The 16,888-nt window shown below is 43.3% G+C and carries 7 protein-coding genes; 6 read left to right on the top strand and 1 reads right to left on the bottom strand.

The window, feature by feature from the left end:
• Positions 1 to 107 precede the first annotated feature (107 nt).
• From Bovatus_RS12270 to Bovatus_RS12250, 5 genes are all read left to right on the top strand, one after another.
• On the top strand, positions 108 to 500 hold the full coding sequence (locus tag Bovatus_RS12270) for a helix-turn-helix domain-containing protein (RefSeq protein WP_052587909.1): 393 nt from the start codon (positions 108 to 110) through the stop codon (positions 498 to 500).
• Between the two features lie 247 nt (positions 501 to 747).
• The gene (locus Bovatus_RS12265; protein WP_004297814.1) at positions 748 to 2,751 is read left to right on the top strand and encodes a glycoside hydrolase family 97 protein; all 2,004 of its coding nucleotides are present in this window, start codon (positions 748 to 750) and stop codon (positions 2,749 to 2,751) included.
• A gap of 118 nt (positions 2,752 to 2,869) precedes the next feature.
• Positions 2,870 to 5,752: a glycoside hydrolase family 2 gene (locus tag Bovatus_RS12260; protein ID WP_004297813.1), complete on the top strand. Its 2,883-nt coding sequence runs from the start codon at positions 2,870 to 2,872 to the stop codon at positions 5,750 to 5,752.
• Between the two features lie 13 nt (positions 5,753 to 5,765).
• Complete coding sequence (locus Bovatus_RS12255) at positions 5,766 to 8,123, top strand: glycoside hydrolase family 2 TIM barrel-domain containing protein (protein WP_004297812.1); 2,358 nt, start codon at positions 5,766 to 5,768, stop codon at positions 8,121 to 8,123.
• Positions 8,124 to 8,162: 39 nt separating this feature from the next.
• Complete coding sequence (locus Bovatus_RS12250) at positions 8,163 to 9,548, top strand: glycoside hydrolase family 43 protein (RefSeq protein ID WP_004297811.1); 1,386 nt, start codon at positions 8,163 to 8,165, stop codon at positions 9,546 to 9,548.
• 63 nt (positions 9,549 to 9,611) lie between these two features.
• Here the strand turns inward: Bovatus_RS12250 and Bovatus_RS12245 are convergent, their stop codons facing one another.
• Positions 9,612 to 13,613: a hybrid sensor histidine kinase/response regulator transcription factor gene (locus Bovatus_RS12245; protein WP_004297810.1), complete on the bottom strand. Its 4,002-nt coding sequence runs from the start codon at positions 13,611 to 13,613 to the stop codon at positions 9,612 to 9,614.
• A 235-nt stretch (positions 13,614 to 13,848) separates the two neighbouring features.
• Between Bovatus_RS12245 and Bovatus_RS12240 the strand changes: the two genes are divergently transcribed.
• Positions 13,849 to 16,878: a glycosyl hydrolase 115 family protein gene (locus tag Bovatus_RS12240; protein WP_052587908.1), complete on the top strand. Its 3,030-nt coding sequence runs from the start codon at positions 13,849 to 13,851 to the stop codon at positions 16,876 to 16,878.
• Positions 16,879 to 16,888: the final 10 nt, after the last annotated feature.

The raw sequence follows: 16,888 nt of genomic DNA, 5'->3' as shown, positions 1-16,888 counted from the left end.
TAAAATCTATAAGTAGATGTTGAAAATTAGTTTAAATCGAATATTTTTCATGGCTTTGCGTAACCTCATAAATACATATAGCTATCGCAAAGATCAAAGTTTTCCAATTGACAGAGGCGCAACGTCTGGAATTGGAAAAAGGTTTCCGTGCTGGCAAGAGCCATACATACCGTATGCCTTGCCGCGCAATTCTTTTGAAATCACAGGATCTGAAATCAGAGGATGTCGGCTCGCAAACGGAAATGACACTTGTATCTGTAAATGCTTGGGTGAAACGCTTCGAGTCAGAAGGAATTGCAGGTTTGGAAACACGTCCAGGACGTGGGCGAAAGCCAATAATGGACTGCTTGGACAAAGAAGCGGTTCGCAAAGCCATCGAGCAGAGCAGGCAGAGCGTGAAGAAAGCCAAGGAATCCTGGCAGCAGGCCTCCGGAAAGGAAGCGAGCGAGAGTACGTTCCGAGCTTTTTTATCCGCATTGGCACGAGATATAGACGTATAAGAAAACGTTCCAAGGGAAAGCCCTCGCCGCAGCTCTATGCGTACAAGATCGCACATCTCAACATAGTCGAGACGCTGTGGCGCATACTCAAAGGTAAATGGCTCAGACAGGCGGACTATGTATCCACGGACTCCCTGTTCTATGCTACAAACAGAGCATTGGCGGCAGTCGGGGATGAACTCATTATCAATTTTACCCATGCGGCTTAGTATAATTTAATTTTTACAACTTACTTATTATTCTTGATATGAAGCGAATAAACTTATCTTTTCTTATGTTCGTGATAGCGGTAACTGTTATGGCCGACGACACTGTCGTTTCACCCGACGGCAGATTGAACGTATGTGTAAACAACAAAAATGGTATGCCGGTATATTCTGTGAGTTACGACGGAAAGTTTGTGCTGACAGAGTCCCGTTTAGGTCTTGTTGCCAATTATGCCGATTTCTCGAAAAACTTGAAATTGAAAGATGTACAGCGTGAGGATAATGTAGTGAAAGACTACTATATGATTAACACCAAGCAGAATAAATTTCATTACGTATCAAATAAGATGGATCTTATTTTTGAGAACAAGGATGGACATTGCATGACTGTCGCTTTCTGTGTGGCCAACAATAGCGTGGCTTTCCGCTACGAGCTTCAAAAGCCCAACAATGAGAAAGGTATTCCGCTGAGTGCCGTCATTCTTAAAGAAACGACGTCTTTCCGACTGGCAGAAGCTGCCACAAGTTTCCTCTGCCAGCAGAGCCTACCAATGGTTGGTTTTGCTAGAACAAAACCATCTTACGAGGAAACCTACGAAGCAGATGTTCCTGTGGCACAGCGCAAATCAAACAGTAAGCAAGGATTCACATTCCCTTGCCTGTTTCGCATCCCGGATGGAGATATCAACTATTGGGCGTTGGTGAGCGAAACTGGAGTGACAAGCAATTATTGCGGCTCACGATTGAGTGATTACAATCAAGAAACGGGATATAGCCTGCTGTTCCCACAAGAAGGCGAGAACAATGGAATAGGAAGCGTAACACCGGCGGTACCTGTTCCGTCAGCAACACCATGGCGTACCATTACGGTGGGAAATTCTCTGAAGCCGATTGTTGAGACAACGGTTCAATTTGATGTCCTTGACCCACTTTATGAAACAAAGTATGATTATAAACCAGGACGATATACTTGGAGCTGGATTCTTTGGGGAGACAGTTCGATGAACTGGGACGATCAGGTGAAATTTGTCGACCTTGCATCAGTGATGGGATATGAGTATATTCTCGTTGACGCTTTATGGGATTCACGCATTGGCTATGAGGGCATTGAACGTCTGGCAAAATATGCGAAAGGCAAGAATGTGGAGCTACTGCTTTGGTATAACAGCAATGGAGCGGTGAACGACGCTCCACAAGGTCCACACGGTGTGATGAATAACTGCATAGCCCGCAAGCGTGATATGAAATGGATGCAGAAGATTGGCGTGAAAGGTATTAAGGTTGATTTCTTTGGCGGTGACAAGCAGCAGACGATGCAGCTTTATGAAGAGATACTGAGCGATGCCAATGAATACGGCTTGCAGGTTATATTCCATGGCTGCACTCTTCCAAGAGGTTGGGAAAGACTTTATCCCAATTTTGTGGCAAGTGAGGCGGCTCTTGCCTCAGAGAACATGAATTTCACCAATAGGTTTTCACGTTCAGAAGGTTTTGATATGACGCTGCATCCTTTTTGCCGAAATGCTGTTGCCAGCTTCGACTGGGGAGGAGTGTTTATGAATAAGCGTTTCAGCAAGAACAATAAGAGTCGGCATCCGAGATACACGTCGGATATCTTTGAATTGGCTACAGCAATCACCAACCAGACTAACGTAAACTGTGTCGCTATAATGCCAAATAACCTTGAAGATATGCCACAGCATGTTCTGGATTTTGCGCGCAATATCCCTACCACTTGGCAGGAGACGCAATTCATTGACGGATATCCCACAAAGTATTGTATCATAGCCCGCAAGCATGATGGACATTGGTATATAGGGGGACTGAATGGCACAGACCATCCCATGACCTTGACCGTAAATCTCCCGATGCTTGCCGGAAAGATAGTAAAGTATTATGTTGACAAGCCGCGCCGTATCATAAAGCAAGAAGACAAAGAGAATGTTGACAGTTATGCCTCCGAATTGACAAGTCTGAAAATAGACAAGAGTGGCAATGCGAAAGTTACCTTGCAACCGTTGGGTGGTATAATTATTGTCGAATAAAATTAGAAAGTTTTCTACATTATTTATCAGAGACAATGGATGTTCTCGGAATAAAGACGACACTAATGATGGAATTTCATATTTTTGTACACGCTGAATATAAAAATAGCATAGAACCATGAAAATTAAAGAATTTATTAAAATCTATAACATGAAACAGCTTAAACTATATGTTTGCTGTGGTTTGTTGGCTTTTAGTCTGATGTGCAAGGCACAAACAACTACGGGAGGCGACAACATTGACCTGTCTGGTCAGTGGAGATTGGCCTTAGACTATAACAATCAAGGATTGCAGAATGAATGGTATAAATACTATTCGCAATGGGATAGTATGTCGCTTCCAGGTACTACTGATGAGGCCAAAAAGGGGCGACCGGAGTCGAAGCGTAAGTATGCCTACCGTGGATATGCTTGGTATGAAAAAGAGGTGACTATTCCAGAAAATTGGAGAGGGAAACGTGTGATGTTCTCAATTGAGCGCGCTAAGGGGTCAATGGTCTGGTTTGATGGACAATACATCGGCTGTGACTCCACTTATATCTGTGAACAGAAATTTTTGCTGTCCAATGAGGCGGTTCCAGGTAAACATAAACTGACTGTGCGTATTTATAATGGAAATGATAAGAAATTATTGCCGCCTGTATCCATAGGCCATCAGTCCAACGATGGTACTGCCACCAACTGGAATGGTATGCTCGGTAAGATTCAACTCTGTGCTTATGAGGATATTTGGGTAGATCAAGTACAACTTTATCCCGATATTGACACGAAGACAGTGAAGGTGAAATGTGTCTTTGATGGTGTGACTGACAGACAGTGGGAAGGTACAGTTCGTTTATGCGCCAACCTCTGGAATGCAGGTAGTCAGAAACATACGATTCCAGAGAAAACTTTTCACGTTAAAGGGGTGTCGAACACTGATACGGTGCGTGAATTTATTTATCCCATGGGACAAGATGTGCACTTGTGGAGCGAATGGAATCCGGCACTCTATAAATTGACGATGAGTAGTGAGCTTAAGAGCGGTGAGGATGTGATGGCTGATCATCGTCAACTAAACTTCGGCATGCGTAAATTTGCCACAAATGGTAAACAGTTTACCATTAATGGGACTCCAACCTTTCTGCGTGGAAAACACGATGGACAAGTCTTTCCTCACCAAGGTTATGCTCCTATGAATGTAGATGAATGGGTTAAGATTCTACGATTACTTAAAGATTGGGGAATCAACCACATCCGTTGCCACACTTGGTGCCCACCGGAAGCTTGCTTCACTGCTTGCGACATTGTAGGTATCTATATGCTCCCTGAACTTCCTCATTGGGGCAGCGTAGGTCGTAAGGCGAAAGTCGTTCAGGGAGATGTGGAGCAGAAACTGGAAGTTTATGACAACACTACTACTTATTTAATAGGAGAGGGCAGAAGACTGCTTGATCAGTTTGGTAACCACGCCTCGTTCGTTATGTTCGAAATTGGCAATGAACTAGGTGGCGATCGGCAAGAGTTGCAAAAAATCATCACGGGTTTTCGTGCTCATGACCCTCGTAAACTTTATGCAGCAGGTAGTAACAATTTCCTGACCAGACCCCAACAGCAAGAGGGGGATGATTACTGGTCTAGCACACTCACAGGTGGAAGATATGGAGCGGGCGTATACACGGACTGTGAAGGCTATGAGGTCCGTGCTTCTTTCCCACAATCTAAGTTTGGTCATATGAACAACTATCTTCGGGGTACAGACTATGATTTCTCTGCTGGAAATTCACACTCTACAATTCCTGTGATTGGTCATGAAACGGGGCAATATCAGATGTATCCAGATACATCAGAGATTCATCTTTATACGGGGGTAACCACCTTGAATAACTTTATAGAGTATCAAAAGCGTTTGGATAAAGCGGGTTTGGGTGATTTGAGCCATAAATATTTTAAAGCTTCGGGCGCTTTGGCTGCTCTCTGCTATCGTGAGGAAATTGAGTCAGCTCTTCGAACCAAAGACTATGGTGGTTTTCAATTACTCGATTTACAGGACTTCCCGGGCCAAGGTTGTGCTTTGGTGGGTGTACTGAATGCCTATTTCAAACCCAAGGGCGTGATTTCTCAAAAGGAATGGCATCAGTTCTGTTCCGAAGTAGTACCTCTTTTGCGTTATCCTGAATTTACGCTTACGAACAACGACACATTTGAGGGACGTGTGCAAGTAGCTAACTATAGTGCAAAATCTTTGTCTAAGCCTGTGAATTGGTCTATTAAGGATGGACAAGGAAACCTGATTGATAAAGGTTCATTTGGGTTGAAAGATATTCCTCAAGGTAATGTCTTTGACATCGCTACCCTTCGTTATTCCTTGGATGGAATTAATCACGCACAGAAGTTGAATATCACGATTAGTATTGAGGGTACTGAGTATGAGAATACTTATTCTATTTGGGTTTATCCGGCTGATGCAAAAATTAATGAAGGTAAAGTACAGGTCTTCACTTCGTTCAACCCAAAAGCACAAGAAGCTTTGAAGAAAGGTAAGAAGGTTTTGATTTTGCCTACTCCTGAGGTGCTTCCTACCAGTGTAGATGGGGCTTTTCAGAGTGATTTCTGGAACTATAATATGTTCAAGAAATATGGGAATGTGGGTACCATGGGAATCTTGACTGATGATGAACATCCTGTATTTGCAGACTTCCCTACAGAATATCACAGCAATTGGCAGTGGTTCCGTCTGTTGCGTTACGGTCGTCCTATCGACATGGCTTCATTGCCTCGTGAGTATCGCCCTATGGTGCAAGTTATCGACAACTTTGTGCTCAACCGTAAGCTCGGTGTACTTTTTGAAGCTCAAGTGGGTAAAGGTAAACTGATGGTCTGTAGTATGGCACTTCAAGATAATATGAAGTATCCTGAAGGTAAGCAGATGTATAGGAGTATCCTGAATTATATGAACTCTAAACAGTTTAATCCTAAACAGATATTGTCTGTAGAACAAATCAAATCAATCATTCACTAACAATTGTAATATAATGAAGAAAAATTTCGTATTGATTACGTTGTTGCTGAGTTTGGCACTTCACTTAGCAGCCAGACCAGCTACACGACAAAAAATTGACTTTAATTTCGATTGGAACTTTTCACTGACTGATAGTCAGAAATATATTCTTACCCCTTTTGATAAAAGTCATTCAGAGTCTGTACAATTACCTCATGATTGGAATGTGAAGCAGGACTTCGATTCCAAATGGGGTGGAGCCACTGCCTATCTCCCAGAAGGCATTGGCTGGTATCAAAAAGAGTTTATACTTCCTGCTAGTACCAGTGGACGGCAAGTGAGCATCGTGTTTGATGGTATCTTCATGCAGAGCGATGTTTATATCAATGGTCATCATTTAGGTCATCGCCCATATGGTTTCTGTAGCATAGTTTACGACCTTACTCCTTATCTGAAAGCACCTGGCGAACTTAACTTCATGGCTGTTCGTGTCAATACTACAGGTGGACGTCCGCGTTGGTATGCGGGCGCTGGAATCTATCGTCATGCTTGGTTGGATGTGACTGAGGATGTGCATGTTGATACTTATGGTACCTACATCACAACCCCTCAGGTGAGCGCTGAGGCAGCGCAAGTGGCTGTGGTAACTACTGTGAAGAATAGCAGCCCTAAAAAACAGTACGTTACCCTTTTGCAAAAAGTCAAAGATGCTACAGGTAAGGTCTTGGCTAAAAGTAGATCTCAAAGAGTGGTGGTAGAAGCAGGTAAAGCTTTTGATGTGAAACAACTCCTTGATTTGGTTCAACCTAAACTTTGGACTCCGGAGTCGCCGACATTATACACGCTAGAAACTTCGGTTAAGGCTGGTGGAAGCACTACTGATGTCTATACTAGCACTTTCGGCATACGTGCCATCGCATTCGATCCCAACCGTGGCTTTTTGCTCAATGGGAAGCAAGTCAAACTGAAAGGTATGTGTTTGCATCATGATGCCGGTGCCATGGGTGTAGCTGTCCCTTTACGTTCATATGAACGTCGATTGGAAATATTGAAAGAGTATGGTGTCAACGCTCTGCGTATGAGTCATAACCAACCTTCTACTGAGTTTTTAGACCTCTGTGATCGCATGGGCTTTTTGGTCATAGATGAGGCTTTTGACAAATGGAAGAGCGGTGATAATTACTATACTCGTCATTTCGATGAATGGTGGCAGAAGGATTTGGGCAACATGATATTACGTGACCGTAACCATCCCTGCATTATTCTTTGGAGCATAGGTAATGAGGTGGGGGAAGCCTGGAGAGAGGGTGAAGAGTATGTGAAGCGTGCTGCCATGCTGCAAGATTTCGTGCATCGGCTAGAACCTAGTAGGAAGGTTACCCTTGCTGCCCAAAATAATCACAAGGAAGCATTTGCAGGGGTGACTGATGTCATAGGATATAACTATCTTGAAGCACGGGCTATCAGCGATCACAAGAAATTTCCTAATCGTTGCTTCCTTATTTCGGAGGAGCTTCCTTACTATCGCGGTGCCGAGGGCAATTTGCGAAGCTATACGCCGCTCAATCCATGGAGTCTGATTGCCGAAAACGACTTCTTTGCCGGTGGCTTTATCTGGCCTGGCGTGGACTATTTGGGTGAAGCAGGTTGGCCTAGTAAGGGCTGGCCTAACGGCTTGTTCGATGTATGTATGTACGAAAAACCTCGTGCGGCCTACCATCGTGCTATGTGGAACAAAACACCGATGGTGCGCATTGCGGTGAAGGATCCTTTTGCCGACATCGATCATGGTCGCGATCTGTGGCAGTGGCCGGCTATTGTTGATCACTGGAACTATCCCAATAAATTCAATGGTCTTGTGATTGAGGTACTTACCACCACCAACTGTGAGGAGGTAGAACTGTATCGCAACGGCAAGTTGATGGGGCGTGAGCGTACGGCTGATTATACCAACAATACCATTGTATGGAACATCCCCTACACGCCCGGAAAGCTCGAAGCGAAGGGCTTTAACAAAGGCAAGGAGGTAGCTTATTGGAAGATTGAAACCGCAGGTAAGCTTGCTACTTTAAAGTTGAAGGCGGATCGTCAGACCATTAAAGCGGATGGTCAAGATTTGAGTCATATAGATCTGACATTAATAGATGATAAAGGAGTGAAAGTGCAGACTGATAATCGAATGATTACTGTGAAGGTGAGTGGTGAGGGACGTTTGGTTGCTTTGGATAGCGGTGATCTGCGTTTAAATAAATTTTATACCAACCAGATAAAATCTTACTTTGGACATGCTCTGCTTACTGTGCAATCTACACGTAAACCTGGTGTAATCCATGCGGAAATTCAAGTAGAGGGTATTGACAAACCATTTGAGGTGGTGATTAGAACTCGCTAATAAATAGAAAAACATATCGCATTAATAGATCTAACAAATATGAAAAATCAACTTTTAAAAAGTGTTTTGACGTTAAGCGCTTTTATGGTTACTATGTCGGTGAGTGCTCAACGGCCGATTATTCAGACCAAATTTACGGCTGACCCTGCACCAATGGTACATAATGATACTGTTTTTCTATATACTACGCATGATGAGGATTACGCACCTGAGGGTTATGCAGGCTTCCGTATGAAGGAATGGCTGCTTTACACCAGCACTGACATGGTGAATTGGACTGATCATGGTAAAGTAGCCAACTTGCATAATTTCACTTGGGCGGCCAAGGAAATTTCCGGTTGGGGTGGCTTTGATAATGGAGCATGGGCTCCACAATGTATTGAGCGAAATGGAAAGTTTTATTTATATTGTCCTCTTCAAGGTCGTGGCATAGGTGTGTTAGTGGGGGATTCTCCTTATGGTCCTTTTAAGGATCCTATTGGGAAGCCGCTTATTAGTGGAAAATATGATAGCATTGATCCTACAGTCTTTATTGATGATGACGGGCAAGCTTATTTGTATTGGGGAAATCCAAATATGTGGTATGCTAAACTTAATGAGGATATGATTAGCTTGAAGGGAGAAATTACGAAAGATACGAATCTCACTAAAGAAAATAGAGGTAATGTGCACTTTCAAGAAGGCCCTTGGATTTATAAAAGAGGTAAACAGTATTATATGGCTTATGCTTCTACTTGCTGTCCTGAGGGGATTGGCTATGCTATGGGTGATACGCCTACTGGACCATGGGTGTTTAAAGGTTATCTCATGAAACCCGATGGCCGCTCTTCGGGCAATCATCCAGGAATTATTGATTATCATGGTAAAACTTATCTCTTTGGATTTAATTATCAATTAAACTATGCCATAACCAATAAGCATCATGAACGTCGTTCGGTTTGTGTGGCCGAAATAGCTTTTAATGCTGATGGTACAATTAATGAGGAACCTTGGTGGATGGAAAACCAAAATCCTTCACCTATCAGAACATTCAATCCATTAAGAAGGGTGGAAGCTGAGACTATGGCTTGGTCGGAAGGCATTAAGACATGTTCTCATGATGATGGAATCTCTATTGTTGCTACTAAAAACGGGGCTTTCATCCAAGTAGCTAATGTGAACTTTGGTAGTAAGGGGGCTTCGGCTTTCAGAGCTTTGGTTGGCGGAGAAAAATCAAAGAATATTTCATTAGAGATTCGATTGGATGATCTTAATGGTAAGTTAGTGAGAAAAATACAGATTCCTCAAAAAACTAAAAGCGGAAAGTATCGTACTATCAAGGCTAATATACCACGCGTCACGGGTGTTCATGATTTATATTTTGTGTTTAATAATATAAAGGGTGAAGATAATTATGCTTACATAGATTATTGGGAGTTTAAATAATTCAATTCTTCTCGTTGCGCCCTCTGCCGTGAAATACTGGCAGGGGGCGCTTGTTTTTTATAATCAATCTGTTTCTGTAGGATTGTTTTCTTTCATATAGGCAGTGGGATACATACCATAGAGCTCTTTGAATGACTTGGAGAAGTAGTTGGGGTCTGAGAAACCGGTGAGGTCGCTCACTTCTGCGATGGAGTGCTTCTTTTCGGCCAGTAAACGTGCGGCAGCCTGCAAACGGATGTTGCGGATAAAGCGACTGGAGGTTTGGTTGGTGAGCTCTTTCAACTTACGATTGAGGTGCACAGTGCTGATGCCTATTTCATCGGCAATCTGCTTCACGGAAATCTCGGTGTTACTCAAATTGTCGTTTACTACTTTTATGATGCGTTCCATTAACTTCTCATCTGGACTTTGTAGGGTAGGGCTTTCGACTTTGTTTCCTATTTCTTGTGTACCGCTAAAACTGTTTTTTAAAGCCAATCTGTTCTGTATGAGGCTCAATATTGTACTACGCAGTATATTGAGGCTAAAAGGTTTGGTTATGTAGGCATCTGCTCCCACTGCAAGTCCTGTGATATTATCTGTTTCACGGGTTTTGGCCGTGAGTAGTATAATGGGAATATGATTGAATTGCAAATGCTGTTTGATATGCTTGCAAAGGCTTATGCCATCCATTTCGGGCATCATGATGTCACTTACTACTAGATTGAATGACTGCTTGTGGAGCAGTTCGATAGCTTCTTTGCCATTGCCGCATGAGGTGAGGTGGAAATCTTCAGCCAATTCACGACAAAGGTATTCATTAATCTCTTCGTCATCTTCCACAATTAATACGTGGTATTTGGTTTTGCTTTTTATGCGTACTACTTCTTTTGCTTCGTTGCTGTAGCTGGTTTCTGATGTAGAGGCGAGACGTTCGTTCGTTTGGTCGCTTATGACTTCGCTTTCAACGTTTTCAGGCCTCTTTTCTGTGATCATATCTTCTTCGGCCAAATGTGATGATTCTAAGGGAAGTGTGATAGTGAAGTGGCATCCCGGTTGGTGCTCTCCATTGTTGTCGGCTTGAATAGTACCATGATGCAACTCGACTAATGAGCGAGTAAGGTTTAGACCGATACCCGTACCGATGGCTGCTCCATTGCTATCTTGTTTGGATTGGAAGAATCGGTCGAAAATCTTTTCTTTGTCTGCTTCAATCAGTCCTTTACCCGTGTCGCGAACCACGATTTGGGCCGATTGAGTGGTTTGTGTCAACTCAATAACGACCTCACCACCTTCGGGTGTGAATTTAAATGCATTGGATAATAAATTGAAGATAATCTTATCGAAATTGGATGGGTCAATCCATAGCTTTAATTGCTCGATATCAGAATGGACAAAACGTAATTTGATGTTCTTTCGCGTAGATAGTTGAATGAAGTTCTCACAAACATCTTCGATAAAGGATACCATTTCGGTCTGCTTAAATAGCAAGTGCATTTGTCCTTTCTCAATCTTACGTACATCTAATAGCTGATTCACCAGGTTGAGTATACGATGTGCATTCCTGTACATCAGACTATAGTTCCGTTTGCGCAATGAAGTATCTTCATCATTCTCTATGAGCTTTTGCAATGGGCTGATTATGAGCGACATGGGCGTTCGTATTTCATGGCTGATGTTGATGAGAAATTGCAATTTGGCTTCCTTCTCTTTTTCTTCTTGGATATAACGCTTGATTTCAAGCTTGGATTGATAACGTTTGTATCCCAACCAAAGTATGATGCCAACTACGATGAATCCGATAAGTATATAAATTGTCCAAGCCCACCAAGAACGCCACCAAGGGGGAAGTACTATGATGTTGAAATTCAGTTCATTGGACTCCACATCGTAATATTGGGCGCGGATACGCAAATGATAGCGTTGGGCGGGTAGATTGTTGAAAGAAATCTTGTAGGCTCCTTTCATCATACTGATCCAGCGGTTACCGTTCAAACTATACTGATAAGTGATGTGCTTGCGTGGAATGGCAAAGTCGAGGGCTGTGAGTTCGAAAGTGAAGTTATTCTCCTTGTGCTTGATGCGATAGTCATGACTGGATATAGGCTGGTTGTAGATATAGAAGTTGCTAAGTGCAATGTTAAAATCCTTGCGGCTGTGCATGATATTGTCGGGATTGAAGTAGGTGATACCATTGATCCCTCCAAACCAAAGCTGTTTTTGTTGGTCAATGAGCGAAGAGTTGCGGCAGAACTCATTGCCTTGCAGACCGTCTGCTGCATAATAGTAGTCTGCCTTGAGGGTGAGTGTGTTAAGGCAGATGAGTCCTTGATTGGTTCCCATCCATAGTTGGTTGTTATTGTCTTCGCGAATGGAGTATATGATCATCCCATTGGGGGCATCGTTGATCGTGATGGTGTCAAGTTTTGTTTGACCTTGGGCACGACGGAACAGACCATCATTGGTTCCCATCCAAAGGTCGCCTTTGTGGTCGGTAGTCATAGCATTGACGATGCTTTGGAGGAAAATGACTGTGATCTTTTGGGTTAGTGCATGTACGGCATAGGCACCATTGTAAGTGCCGATGTAGAGGGTGTCGGTGGCGGAAGCATAATGTAAACAGTTAATCCAGACATTGGTTTGTTGGCTCACTAATGAATCGTGCTGTAGGTCGCCGGTTTTTAAATTGTAACAGAATAGGCCTTTGCCGAGGGTGCCTATCCATAGTTTTTGATGGCGGTCTTCTGCAAAGTCATACACGTCTAGATAGTGTAGGTCTGGATATTGCGTTGATCGCAGGGGGTGGCATTGGCTGGTACGTGGGTCTATCCATCCCATGCCTTGTCCTAAGCTGCCATACCAAATTTGGTTGGTAGAGGAACGATAGAGCGAAGGAATGATGTTGGGTACATTGCTGTTATTACCTGGTACAAGGTGATTTACGGTGCGCCGTTTGTTGTTGAGCTGGTAAATGCCATCATTATCTGTACCTATCCAATAGTTTCCTTGTTCATCTTGGGCTAAGGCAGAGATAGCATTGTTTCCTATGAGATTCTTTTCGTAAGATTTGGAGCCTATGTAGTTGAACTTCTGTTCTTGTCTGGGTACCATCAGTACTCCTTTTTGGTAGATGCCTAACCATAGTGAACCATTCTTATCGCGAAATATGGCATGAATCTTCAGTTTCTCGGGGTTGAGAAAGGGGTATTCTAAAGAGATGCTGCTAATCTTCTGTGTACGGGTGTTGTAGCATTTCAATCCGAAACCATCGGTTCCGATGTAGATTTCTTCGTCATTGTTGGGGTATATAGTATGGATGGGGTGAGTGAAGTTTGGCGTGAGGCAAATGACTTGCTGGGCTTTGGTGTTGAAGGTATATAGTCCATGTTGTTGTGTTCCGAAGAATGCTGTGCCTTGACTGTTACAACAGAGGTTGGTGGAAACGATAGAACTGTTGTTTTCACAGAAATAGGTTTGAACATTATTTTTGTTTGCAGGATTGAAGTGATTGATGCCTTTGTATCGTTGAGTGAACCAGATGGTACCATCGCAGGCTGATCTCATACGTCCGATGCCTTTAATGTTTTCCAAGTTTTGATAGATGGTTTCGTATAGCTGGTCTCCTTCTATATGAAGTTGTACGATTTGATAACCTGAAGCTAATAGTTTTCCATCAGGCAATTCGACAATGGCTGTCACATTTTGGTCGAATGGCTTTCCTGTTTCTTTATTAATCGTTGTGGGGGTGAAGTTGTCGGTTTGGGGCAGGTACATCTGTACGCCTGCATGGGTGCCTACGAACAAGTGGCCTTGGCTATCGACAAATAGGGTGTTCACAAAATTATTACTTAATGAGTGGGCATCTCCTCGATGGTGGAAATAGCTGGTCATTTTGTTGCCATCGAATTTGTTCAATCCATTTTCGGTGGCAATCCAAATCATGCCTTCGTGGTCTTGGCAGATCTGGGTAATCAGACTGCTGGACAGTTCAGATTCGGTTGTATATAATCGAGCTAATTGTGCATAGAGGGTATTGTTGCAGAATCCTAAAAATAATACTATGAACAACAGAATATTTTTTTTCATAAGGAATATTAGTTTTTCGTTAGGTTAATGCTGCAAAAATAAATATTAATGTTGATTCATGCAAGCCTTCTAAGGGTAAATGTCTGCTGTATCTATTCTCCATCCCCTTTTCTGTATTCTATTTTGAGTGTGATGTAATATAAGTACGGATAAATGAATCTTCTGTCGAAGAAGTTTTGTGAGGAATACTCTATTTTTGCTGAAAAAGAAATCATCATTGAAAAAAGAAAAAACCATGAATGGAACAATGAAAATTATTTTTAGTTTATGTTTTTGTGTGTTGGCTTCGCTCCAAGTGATTCGAGCTGGCAATGGGTATGATTTGTTACCCCAATATATAGTATTTAATTCGTCTGCATCTTCTTTGCCATTGGTGAAAAACGGAGTAGCTTCACCTATTTATATAGATGAACAAGATTGGAGGGGCGTACAACATGCAGCATCGGATTTAATCGCAGATGTAAAACGGGTCTCGTCGGCTCAAGCGGAACTCATCCATTCAGTCGATGTGAGTGGGTTGCTCAATCAATCAAACGGACTTACAGGAACTCGCAAGGGTATCATTGTGGGTACCATCGGCAAGAGTCGCATCATTGACCAACTCATTGCCCAAAAGAAGCTGGATGTAAAAGACATCAAAGGCACATGGGAATCGTTTGTGACCACTACGATTGATGGCAATCTTGTAATTGCAGGTAGCGATAAGCGCGGTACCATCTATGGTATTTATGATCTTTGCGAGAAGATGGGCGTATCTCCCTGGTATTGGTGGGCAGATGTGCCGGTAACACAACAAAAAGAAATATATGTGACTGAAGGTCGTTATGTGATGCCTTCTCCGAAAGTGAAATACCGTGGCATCTTTATCAATGATGAACATCCCTCATTTGCCAGCTGGGGACGCGAGAAGTTTGGCGGTCTCAATTCCAAGCTTTACGTACATATGTTTGAACTGCTGCTTAGACTGAAGGCAAATTATCTTTGGCCAGCCATGTGGGCTAATGCTTTCAATGAGGATGATCCCATGAACCCTGTGTTAGCAGATGAATATGGTATCGTGATGGGGACATCGCACCACGAGCCCATGATGCGCGCACACAAAGAATATACCAAGCGTCGCAAAGAAGTAGGTCCATGGGACTATGCCAATAACCGGGAACGCATCGATCAATTCTTTCGCGAAGGTCTGGAACGAAACAAAAAATTTGAAAACATTGTCACCATTGGCATGCGTGGCGATGGTGATTCGCCCATGGGTAAAGGTGATGATGTGGAGAATGTGAGAGTGTTGGAAGAGGTCATCAAAGGGCAACGTGCCATTATCGAGGAGGTATATCAGACCAATCCGGCTGAGGTTCCTCAATTGTGGGCTATCTTCACAGAAGTACAGCGTTACTACGACGCAGGCTTCACAGTGCCCGAAGATGTAACTCTTCTGTTCTGTGATAACAATTGGGGGCAGATTCGTCGGACGGGTCCGAAGGAGGAACTCAAACGTCCCGGTGGCATGGGGTTATACTATCACATTGATATGAATGGGGGACCCGCCAACGATCGATGGGTCAACACCACTACAGTGCCCAAACTGCGCGAACAGCTCAACTTGGCTTATCAATCAGGCATTGACCGTATTTGGATTATTAACGTGGGCGATCTCAAGCCTAAGGAATATCCCATTGATTTCATCATGCGCTATGCTTGGAATCCTGATGCGATAAAAGTGGGAGACGAGGCTTCTTATACGTTGGCTTGGGCAGAAAGTATCTTTGGTAAAAACTATGCAGCTGAGATTGCGGATATTGTAGCAACTTATTCCAACTATCACCTCACACGCAAGGCAGAAGTGCAAAATCCGCTGATATTTAGCCATGTAAACTTCAATGAGAGTGATCGTCAGTTGGCGCAATGGCACCGATTGGTGCGCAGAGCGGAGGTTTTGGAGTATAAACTCCCTGAAGAAGTGCGCGATGCCTATTATCAATTGGTTCTCTATCCGGCTAAAGCTGCGGCAGGTGTGGCAGAAATGTATATTGCAGCAGGTAAAAACAACTTGTATGCCAAACAGCAACGTCTGCAAGCTAATTATTGGTATGAACGTGCTTGTGTGCTTTTTGAACAAGATAGGAAGATGAGTGATTATTATAACCACTGTGTAGCCGACGGAAAATGGAAGTATATGATGAGTGATAACCACATAGGTTACATCAGCTGGCCTATGCCCAAGAAGAATGAACTGCCTCCATTCCAGGTAGTGAAGCCTGCTTCACGGTCAAGTATGGGTGTAGCTTTGGAGGGAAGTGAACAAGCTTATCCCGCTGCCAATGTAGCTACGGCTTCCTTGCCTTTGTTCCAACCCATTGCAGGTAGTGACAGCTATTATATTGATGTCTTTAATCGTGGCAAAGGCGTTTTGGAGGGCAAGGTAGAGGCTGTGCCTTCTGAGTCGTGGATTAAAGTGAATACAGAGAAGTCTGTGGAGGGAATAGACGAAATACGACTGCGGGTGACGATAGACTGGAAGCAACTGCCTGCTGGTCGTCATCAGGGTTGTGTCAATATTCGTCATTCTTCTGCTGTGGTGGATGTGATGGTTGATGCACTCAATTTCCAAATACCTGATCATAGTCAGAAGTTATATGGCGGTAGTGGCGAGTTTTCTATGATGGCTGTTGGTTATAGCCGCATCCATGCTGGCAAGTATGCCCAATGGGTGGAAGCTCCAGGACTTGGTCGTGAACAGAGTTGCATGCTCATCAATAATGTGCTGGCTCCAAGTGCCACATTGAAGAAAGGTTGTTTGCAGAAGATAGATCAACTTCCTTCTATGGAGTATGACTTCTTCCTGCCTGAACCAACCGACTTTAAACTAGCCTTGGGTATTCTGCCCACACAAGACATTAATCCCGCTCGTGGTTTGCGAATGGCTGTATCTATTGATGGTGGTGAACCGGTGATTATAGACATGCGTAAGAACATGAATAATATTTTCAAGGAATATACCCCTGAGAGTTTAAGTCGTTCCAAAAACCTCAAACCACTACCCGAAGTGGACCGTAAGTTTGTACTAGCCGGATATGGCAAGCCACGTCGTTCTGACATTCTCGATGGTTTACGTTGGGTGGATCAGCAAATGGATAGATTGGAGGCTGGAGTTCACACCCTCAAGATCATTATGATAGACCCCGAGTTAGTGCTCGAAAAAATTGTGGTTAATCCCGATAATGCTCACTATAGCTATATGGGGAAACCCAGTGTAGAATTATAAACTTTACCTC

The organism is Bacteroides ovatus (genome assembly GCF_001314995.1).
Taxonomy (GTDB): domain Bacteria; phylum Bacteroidota; class Bacteroidia; order Bacteroidales; family Bacteroidaceae; genus Bacteroides; species Bacteroides ovatus.
The sequence above is the reverse complement of the archived record's forward strand: the minus strand, read 5'-3'. Positions and strand labels throughout refer to the sequence as shown.

Bases quoted from the DNA above. Each gene is read 5' to 3' on its own strand.
- Bovatus_RS12265 (WP_004297814.1), top strand. From the start codon at position 748: ATGAAGCGAATAAACTTATCTTTTCTTATGTTCGTGATAGCGGTAACT.
- Bovatus_RS12245 (WP_004297810.1), bottom strand. From the start codon at position 13,613: ATGAAAAAAAATATTCTGTTGTTCATAGTATTATTTTTAGGATTCTGC.
- Bovatus_RS12250 (WP_004297811.1), top strand. From the start codon at position 8,163: ATGAAAAATCAACTTTTAAAAAGTGTTTTGACGTTAAGCGCTTTTATG.
- Bovatus_RS12260 (WP_004297813.1), top strand. From the start codon at position 2,870: ATGAAAATTAAAGAATTTATTAAAATCTATAACATGAAACAGCTTAAA.
- Bovatus_RS12240 (WP_052587908.1), top strand. From the start codon at position 13,849: ATGAATGGAACAATGAAAATTATTTTTAGTTTATGTTTTTGTGTGTTG.
- Bovatus_RS12255 (WP_004297812.1), top strand. From the start codon at position 5,766: ATGAAGAAAAATTTCGTATTGATTACGTTGTTGCTGAGTTTGGCACTT.